Here is an 8,216-nt window from a genome sequence, read left to right on the forward strand (position 1 = left end):
TCGGTGATGTGCTCGGCGACGGTGAGCGTCGGGTCGGGCTCGTGCACGCCGGCCACCTGGCCGAGCGCGGCCGGGCCCTGGCGGCGCAGTTCGCCGTGGCTGTGCGGGAAGCCCCCGGCCACTGTGCGCAGCAGCGAGGTGCGTCCGCTGCCGGCCGGGCCGCGGCGCACCGGCACGGGCTCCGGCGCACTCACTCCGGTACCGGCGCGCGGCCACGCGCCCGGCGCCCTGTCGTACCACCCTCGGCCGCCGGTCCCGGCCGGCGGTGGTCACCACCGCGTTTCCGGCCTCCGCGCGGTGCGGGCCCCGCGTGCTTCCGGCCCCGCGCGCTTCGGCCCCCCGCCCGACCGCCGGCCGGTACGGCTACCGGGGCGCGGCGCCGCGCCGGGCCACCAGATGGAAGAGCCGGGCGAACCCGCGGTAGGGATCGCGCAGTCCGGCCTGCCACTCCAGCTCGCAGAGGTCCGCGAACTCCTCCGGTGACGGCTCGTCACGGCGGTGGTCGGAGAAGACCCGCACGCCGAACCACTCCACCGTCGGAGCGCCGAGCCCGGCCAGCCGCCGGCCGAGGTCCTGCGGGGTGTCCGGCCGGGTCGGCAGGTACTGCCCGCCCCGCTCGCCGGACTCCAGCAGGGTCGCCAGCGCGCCCCGCCAGTCGCCCTGGAGCCCGTCGCGCATCGCCTGGGAGTCGCGGTTCACGGTGAGCAGCGAGAGCAGGCCGCCGGGCGCGGCCAGCCGGACCAGCGCGTCCAGCATCGGGCCCGGGTCGGTGAGGTAGAGCAGGACGCTGTGGCAGCAGACCAGGTCGAAGCCCGTCCCGACCAGGTCGGGCGCCGCTTCGCCCAGCCCCTGGACCAGGGTCACCCGCCGGCCGACCTCGGGGGGCTCCGCGGCGACCAGGTCGGCCGCGGCCCGCAGCAGGGTCTCGTCGTTGTCCACCACGGTCACCTCGTGCCCGGCCCGCGCCAGGAGGACCGCCTGCCGGCCGAAGCCGCCGCCGATGTCGACCACCCGGCAGGGGCGCCGCGGCAGGTGCCGGGCCAGCGCGCGGGTGACCAGGTCGAACCGGACCTCGCCGCGGATGCTCCGGGCGTGGTCGAGGTAGGCGTCGGCCCGCGCCTGCGCGGAGTCCGTCCAGAGGTTCCGCTCCGGCCAGGCGGCGGGTTTCGTCATCGGGGGTCGGTCCCTTCCTGGATGCCGTCGTGGGGCGGGCGCCGCGGGACCTCGGCCGGCCGGTCCCGGTGAGGCGCCGCGCAGCCAGTGTGCTGCTCCCGACGGGCCGTTGTCCCGGGCCGGCCGGTGGCCGAAACCTGCACCGGCATGAACCGGCCCGTTCCGCCCGGTCCGGCCGCTTCCGCCCGGCCGGGCCCGGCCGGAAACCGCCCCGGACGCCGGTTCCGAGCGGCAGCAACCGACCACTTGCGCAACGCGCACCGGGCCCCGCCCCGCACCCCCGCCGGCCCCGACCGCGCCCCCGCCGGCCCCGACCGCGCCCCCGACCGCCCTCAGGACTGCTGCGCCGCCAGCGCGCAGAGCTCGGACCGGTTCGGCAGCCCGGTCTTGGCGATCAGACTGGCGACGTGCTTCTCGACGGTGCGCGGCGAGATGTAGAGCCGGGCGGCGATGTCCTTGTTGCTGAGCCGGTCGGCCAGCAGCTGGAAGATCTCGTACTCACGGACCGTCATGCCCTTGAGCCGCAGCTGCGCCGGGATCCGGTTGCTGCCGGTGCGGTGCTGGCGGACGGGCGCGCCGATGGCCCGGAGCAGCGTCCGGCAGGCGCCGACGACGGCGGTGGCGGAGGTCTCCCGGAAGTGGTGCTCGGCCTCCCGGAGCCATCCCTCCGGGTCGCCCCAGCCCAGGGCGTGCGCCTCCTCGGCGATCAGCCGCTGTCCGAGGTGGCGGGCGGTGGGGTAGGGCGCACCGACCTCCTGGGCGAGCCGGGCGGCCCGGCCGGCGGCCTCGGGATCGCCCTCGCGGCCGAGCAGCACGGCGTCGGCGAGCAGGACGAAGTGCCGGTTCCACCGCATCCGGCCGGCCGAGCTGGCGGCCACCCGGTCGAGGCGGCCGCGGTCGAGGCGGCCGTCCAGCAGGTCGAGCAGCAGGCCGAGGCCGTGCCGGCCGCCGAGGTGGAAAGTGCTCGGGTTCTCGGCCTCCAGGGCCTGGAGGCCGGCCATGTCCCGGGCGGCCCGGTCCCGGTCCTCCTCCAGGAGGGCGCAGAACACCCGGGCCAGCCCGAGGGCGAGCGGCTCCTCGGGCGAGCCGCTGCCGCCCCAGCGGCCGAACTCGGTGAGCGACTCCTCCATGGCGGCCCGGTCGCCCTGATGGGCCGCCAGGACGGAGCGGGTCATCAGCAGGTAGCGGGCGACCGGGGTCAGCCGCAGCCGGGCCGCCATGGTCAGCGCCTCGTCGCCCAGCACCCGGGCCTCGGCGAACCGGCCGCAGAGCACGTCGTGCAGGGCGAGGATGCCGTCGAGGGTGTAGACGACGGTGACGGCGCCCAGGCGGCGGGCCTCGGTCCGGGCCTCGTCCAGGGTGGCGGTGCCGCCGTCGGCCAGCCAGCGGCTGCCGCCGAGCCGGGTGAGCGCGTACATCCGCTGGAGCGGCAGGCTGTGCCGCTCGGCGGTGTTCATGGCCCGTTCCAGGTAGGTGACCGCCTCGGCCGGATCGCGCTCGCGGGCGACGACGCCCAGCAGCTCCCAGGCCTGGCAGGCGACCAGCGGCTGGTCGTGCTTCTCGGCGGTGGCGATCGCGGCGCGGGCCAGCCGTTCGGCCCGCTGGGTGCGGTCCTGGCCGGGGGTGTCGAGGCACAGGTAGGCCTCCACCACGTCGGTCAGCGCGGTGTGCGCCTCGTCCGGGTCCGGTCCGAGCAGGGCGCGGGCCCGCTCGATCTGGTTGTTGCCGTCGGCCCAGCGGCCCGCCATGTAGGCCACCTGGGCCAGCCGGGTGTGCAGGGCCGCCAGCCGGGGCGCGCCCAGACCGGCGCCGACCAGCTCCCGCAGGCTGCTCGCGAGGCTGAGCGCCCGGGTCAGCTCGCCGGTCTCGGCGAGGGCGGGCAGCAGGGCCTCCAGGGCCTCGGCGCGGGCGGCCGAGTCGGTGCCCCCGGCCAGCAGGGTCTCGGCCCGGTCGAGCAGGGTGACCGCGGAGCCGACCGTGCCGTTGGCGAGGGCGCGGCGGCCGGCCTCGGTGAACAGCCGGCCGGCCCGGACGGGGTCGCCGGCGTCGGCGCGCAGGGTCGCGGCCAGCGGGCACCAGTCGCCCTGGAGGTCGGGGTGGAGGGCCTCGATCGCGTCGGCGGCCTGGTGGGACAGGGCGGCCCGGGCGGTCGGGGTGAGCTGGGCGAGCAGCGCCTCGGCGGTCAGCGGGTGCTGGAAGGCGTACCAGTCGGGGGCGGGCTCGTCGGCCGCGACCAGCCGGGCGGTGACGCCGGCGTGCAGGTGGCTGAGCAGGCTGCGGTCGTCGGCACCGGTCATCAGCTGGAGCACCGACAGGGGGAAGCGCCGGCCGAGCACGGCGGCGGCGGAGAGCAGCGTCTGCCCCTGCGGGCCGAGTTCGTCGATGCGGTGGATGGCGCCTTCGAGGAGCGCCCTCGGCACGTTGCGGCGCAGGTTCCCGGCCACCCGCCAGGCGGTGTTCTCGCGGACCAGCGCGCCGCCGGTGACGGCGCCCTGGAGGAGTTCCTCGACCAGGAACGGGATGCCCGCGCTGTCCTCCCGGATCTGCGTCAGCACTTCGGCGGGCACCAGGCCCGGCTCGGTGTCCAGGCAGGAGGCGATCAGGCGGTTCACCTCGTCGTCGCCCAGCGGCGCCAGCCGGAAGACCGTTCCGCTGCGGCGGCGCCCGGCCGACTCGGCGAGCAGGAGTGCCTCGCCCGGTTCCGACCGGACGGTCGCCACCAGCATGACCGGCTGCTGTTCGAGGTTGTCGACGAGGTACTCGACGACGGCCAGCGTCTCGGTGTCGGCGTCGTGCAGGTCCTCCAGGACCAGCAGGCAGCCCTGGTCGCGGCCCGCGGAGGAGAGCAGCCGCAGGACGGCCTCGGCGAGCACCACGGTCGACCCCTGGTCCGGGGTGCCGGTGCTCCAGTCCGGGATGAGCCGGCCGAGCACCGGGCGGTAGGGGCCGAGGCTCGCTTCGTCCGGCGTCTCCCCGCCGCGTGAGAGCGGCATCAGCGCCTCGGTGAGCGGCCGGAGCGGCACCATCGGTCCGATGGTGCTGCTCCGGCCCCGCAGGACGCGGACTCCTGCGTCGACCGCCTCGCCGATCAGCTCGGCGACCAGTCGCGACTTACCGATTCCGCCCTCGCCGACCAGGAATGTGGTACAGCCGCGCGAGCGGCGGAGATCCCGCAGTGATTCGCCGAGTCCGGCGACTTCGGCATCACGGCCGATGAGATGGGCTGCCCGCACACGCATAGCCCCGGATAGTAGTCGCTCTCCCCGCGGATCGTCGTGCTCATGTTCGGATCGGCCCTACGTGAGTGCAGGTCAGAACGGCACCGAGACAGTGGTGGTGATGGAGCCGAGGCCCACGACCACGCCGCTGCCGAGGCTCATTCCGGCCAGGGCCCGGGTCCGGGCGCAGGCCCCGTTCCGGCGGACCAGGCGGATCTCGCCGGCCGGGTCCGGAGTGGTCGCGGCCTGGTTCGTGGCCTCGCTGCGGACAGCACCGTTGTACAGGGAGTGGGACATGGGGCTTTCCTTTCCATTCGGGAAGCGGTGCGTGGTGATAAGTGGCGCTGTTCTCTGCTGTCTTGTTTTCGTTTCAGGTGGTCTTGTGCTATTCGGTCCTGTTTGGTTCTCTTTGGTTCTCTTCGGTTCTCTTCGGTTCTCTTCGGTTCTCTTCAGATGGTCGAAGGGGCCGGTGGGGGGCCGGGGGCCGCGTCCAGCAGCAGGACGGACGGCACGGTGTCGGCGAAGCCCAGCCGGAGCAGCGCGTAGCCGATCCCGGAGAGCCCGGTGAGCAGCCCCGGCGTCGGCACCTGTCCGGGGGTCCCGCAGCGGGGTCCCCAGTCGTGGAGCTGCCCGAGGACCGTTCCGGCCCGGCCGGTCAGGCTGTCGCGCGCGCCGCGGTGGCCGCGCTCGGCGAGCGCCGCCAGCGCCTCCGCGGTGCCCAGCTCTCCGTGGCAGAGGCTGAGGTCCGCCACCGGCGGCTGTCCGGTGAGCCGGTGCACGGCGTCCCGCAGCGGGCTGTCGGGCTGCTCGGCGCACAGGCCCGCGTCGGCCGCCGCCAGCACGGTGCCGGCCGTCCCGGAGCACCAGCCGCCGGTGAGCCGGTCCGCCGCCAGGGCGGCGGTCAGCCGGGCCCGGCCGGCGGCGGCGAACCGCGCGCCGCGCGGGCCGCCGGTGAACCGGGCGTGCCGGGTGAGCGCCCAGCCGATCCCGGCCTCCCCGAAGGCGAAGCCGACCCGGTCCGGCGCCGCGGCGCCGAGCGGACCGGGCGGCGGCAGGCCGAGCAGCCGCTCGGCGATCCGGTCCGCGAGCTCGGCGGCCCGCTCCAGCCCGCGCTCGCGGTGCACCGCGTGCAGGGCCGCGAGCGCCCCGGCCAGGCCCGCCGAGACGCCGGGCCGGGCCTCCTCGTCGAGCGCCGCCACGGCCAGCGCGTCCAGGGCGGCCGGCAGGCAGTCGGCGAGGCCCTCGTCGACCAGGCCGGCCAGCCGGGCGAGGGAGTAGCAGAGGCCGCCCAGGCCCTCGAAGCCGCCCGGGCCCACCGCCAGGCTCAGCTCCGGGTCGGCGGCGGCCGCGGCGACGAGGTCGGGCAGCGGGGCGACCGCCGCCCGGGCCAGACCGGTGTGGCGGGCGGAGCCGGTCAGCGCGCCGAGCTGGGCCAGGAACAGCGCCACCCCGCAGTAGCCCTGGGCCAGCCCGGCGCCCATCGGCAGCACCGTCCAGTGCTCGTCGACGGCCTCCAGGCCGATCCAGTTGACCCGCCCGTGGCCGCTCACGGAGCGGCCGGCGATCTCGTCGGCGATCCCGGAGGCGGCGGCGAGCAGCGCGGACGGCTCCGGGACGGCGGCGGGCGAGGGGCGGGTGCGCCCGCCCGCCCGGTGCCGGGGGCCGGTGGCGTCCGGCCCGACGGAGGCCAGCGTGGCCGAAATGATCCACTCCTGGTCGTGGCGGTCGACGGTGTTCATGCCGTCGAGCTTCGCCCGCGCGGTGGCGAGGCCGGAGGTCTCCAGGACGCCGGGCACCGGACTCCCGTCCGAGGCGAACACCGCGGGCTCGCCGGGCCGGTGGAAGAAGACCGGGACGTCGCCGTCCCACAGGTCGGCGATCTCGTGCTCGATCAGGGCCTGCCGGGCCGGGTCGCCCTGCGATTCGGCCCAGAGCACCGCGAACAGGGCGTCGCGGTCGAGCCCGTCGCCCAGCAGCTGCGGGTGGGTCGCCTCGGCCAGCAGGGTGGCGTAGAGCATCGTCGGGCGGATCACGAGGCGGCCGACGGCCGCCGCCCCGGTGGCCAGCAGCCCGGCCGGGTCGGCGAGTTCGGCCCGGTGCCGGACGACGGCGTCGTACCCGGCGCGGAACCCGGCCAGCGTCGCGGAGAGCCGGTCCGCGCTGCCGGCTCCCGGCACGACGCCGTACGGCCGGTTCTTGGCACCGGTGAACGGCGCCCCGCGGCGCACCAGGCGCATCTCGTCGGTGCCGGTGTCCTCCCAGACCATCCGGGTGTTGGGGAACTCCCCGCCCGGCGCGGCGCCGAGGGCGGAGACGTCGACCGCGCCCAGCTCGCCGACCAGCAGCTGGGGCAGCAGGCAGGTGCGGTGCACCGAGGCGGCGTGCGCCGCGGCCGCCGGGTCCGGCAGGGTGGTGCTCCCCTCGCCGAGGACGGGGTGCAGCAGCGTCTCCACGTCGACGAGCACCGGCTGGTCGCCGTGCGCGAGGAGGTTCTCGCAGTGCAGGTCCACCCCTTCGAGGGTGTAGGCGAGGGCGAGCAGGGCGCCCTGGCGGCGGTGGAACCGGTCGATCTCGACCAGCGAGCGGCAGGGCCGGTGCTCGATGAACTCCAGCCAGCCGTAGCCGTCTCCGCCGACCCAGCGCGGGGTGCGCGGCGCCAGGCCCGGCACCTTGGCGTCCAGCCAGTCCGTCATGGCGTCCAGGAGCGCGTGCTGGCCGATCGGCCGGGGCTTGTACACCGCGGTGGCGCCGGCGGCGAACCGCAGCACCGCCACCGACCGGCCCTGCTGGTGGAGGTCCCCGCGGCCCAGCTCGACGGCGGCCAGCGGGCCCTGGTCCCGGCCGTCGAACAGCCCCGCGGTGAGCGCCGGCCGGTCGGCGGCGAGCCGGGTCAGCAGCTCCGCGCCGGAGCGGGCGGTGTGACGGGACGTCCGGGCCATCAGCCGGGCGAGCACCGGATAGCGGGTGAACAGCCGGGCCAGTCCGGCCCGGGTGCCGGTGCGGGCCGCGAAGTCGGCGAACCGGTCCGCGCCGGTGGCGCCGGCCAGGCCGCCCGCGTCCCGGGCGGCGGCGAGTTCCACGACCAGTGTCCGGGCCGCCTCGCCGGCGAGGCGCTCGGCCAGCCAGCGCGCGTACGCCGGGGCGAACACCGCCAGGTCGGCCGGCTCGGCGCCGCCCGCCAGCGCCCGCGCGGTCAGCTCGGCGGTGGCGGCCGCCACCAGCGGGCGCAGCAGCGGGGCGAACACCGTCGCCCCCTCGCCCGCTTCGAGCGGCACGCCCCCGGGGCGCTCCGGCGCGCCGGCGACGGCCCGCTCCGCGAAGACCGCCCACGACGGCTTGGCCAGCCGGCCGGCCAGGCGCTCCGGCGCCTCGGCGGCGAGCGCCGCGGCCAGCCCCGGGTCGACGCCCAGCCGGGCCAGCCGGGCGGCCTCGCAGGCCTGCTCGACCGCCGAGCGGGTGCGTGCCCCGGCCGTCGGGCCCGCCGCCGGCGCCACCGGCGGGTGCGGGGCCGACAGCCGTTCGCGCAGCGTCGCGGCCGGCGCCCACCAGGAGGGCGCCGGCCCTGAGGCCCGGGAAGCGGTGTCGGTTGTGGTCACGTCCGCCACCCTTCCAGCGGCACGACCCTCCGTACAGGGGAGCACCACCCGTAGATTTCGCCGCGCACTACCCAGACGCCGTACCCGGCGTGCCCCAGCTTTGCGCGCCCGGGTGGTCGGACGGGTCGCGGGGGCGGGCGCCGGGTCGGCCCCGGGGGCCGCCGGGACCGCGCGGAGCTGCGGCGGAGCGGGCCCGCGGCCACCCGCGGCGCCACCCGCCGCACCCGGT

At 77.2% G+C, this 8,216-nt stretch carries 4 protein-coding genes and 1 pseudogene; all 5 read right to left on the reverse strand.

Going from position 1 to position 8,216, the window contains the following annotated elements; all coding sequences use genetic code 11:
• Positions 1 to 194: pseudogene (locus ACFWA9_RS36800) on the reverse strand (hypothetical protein); the annotation flags it as partial.
• 169 nt (positions 195 to 363) lie between these two features.
• A complete protein-coding gene (locus tag ACFWA9_RS36805; RefSeq protein ID WP_380393510.1) occupies positions 364 to 1,173 on the reverse strand; it encodes a methyltransferase in 810 nt (269 codons plus the stop codon).
• Between the two features lie 332 nt (positions 1,174 to 1,505).
• A complete protein-coding gene (locus tag ACFWA9_RS36810) occupies positions 1,506 to 4,412 on the reverse strand; it encodes an AAA family ATPase (RefSeq protein ID WP_380393512.1) in 2,907 nt (968 codons plus the stop codon).
• 72 nt (positions 4,413 to 4,484) lie between these two features.
• Positions 4,485 to 4,688: a hypothetical protein gene (locus ACFWA9_RS36815; protein ID WP_329486304.1), complete on the reverse strand. Its 204-nt coding sequence runs from the start codon at positions 4,686 to 4,688 to the stop codon at positions 4,485 to 4,487.
• 152 nt (positions 4,689 to 4,840) lie between these two features.
• On the reverse strand, positions 4,841 to 7,987 hold the full coding sequence (locus ACFWA9_RS36820; RefSeq protein WP_380393515.1) for a type 2 lanthipeptide synthetase LanM family protein: 3,147 nt from the start codon (positions 7,985 to 7,987) through the stop codon (positions 4,841 to 4,843).
• Positions 7,988 to 8,216 lie beyond the last annotated feature (229 nt).

The sequence above is a fragment of the Kitasatospora sp. NPDC059973 genome (genome assembly GCF_042737525.1).
In the GTDB taxonomy this organism is placed as follows: domain Bacteria; phylum Actinomycetota; class Actinomycetes; order Streptomycetales; family Streptomycetaceae; genus Kitasatospora.

What these genes read in the sequence shown, in the direction of transcription:
- ACFWA9_RS36805 (WP_380393510.1), bottom strand. Translation starts at nt 1,173, where the DNA reads ATGACGAAACCCGCCGCCTGGCCGGAGCGGAACCTCTGGACGGACTCC.
- ACFWA9_RS36810 (WP_380393512.1), bottom strand. Translation starts at nt 4,412, where the DNA reads ATGCGTGTGCGGGCAGCCCATCTCATCGGCCGTGATGCCGAAGTCGCC.
- ACFWA9_RS36815 (WP_329486304.1), bottom strand. Translation starts at nt 4,688, where the DNA reads ATGTCCCACTCCCTGTACAACGGTGCTGTCCGCAGCGAGGCCACGAAC.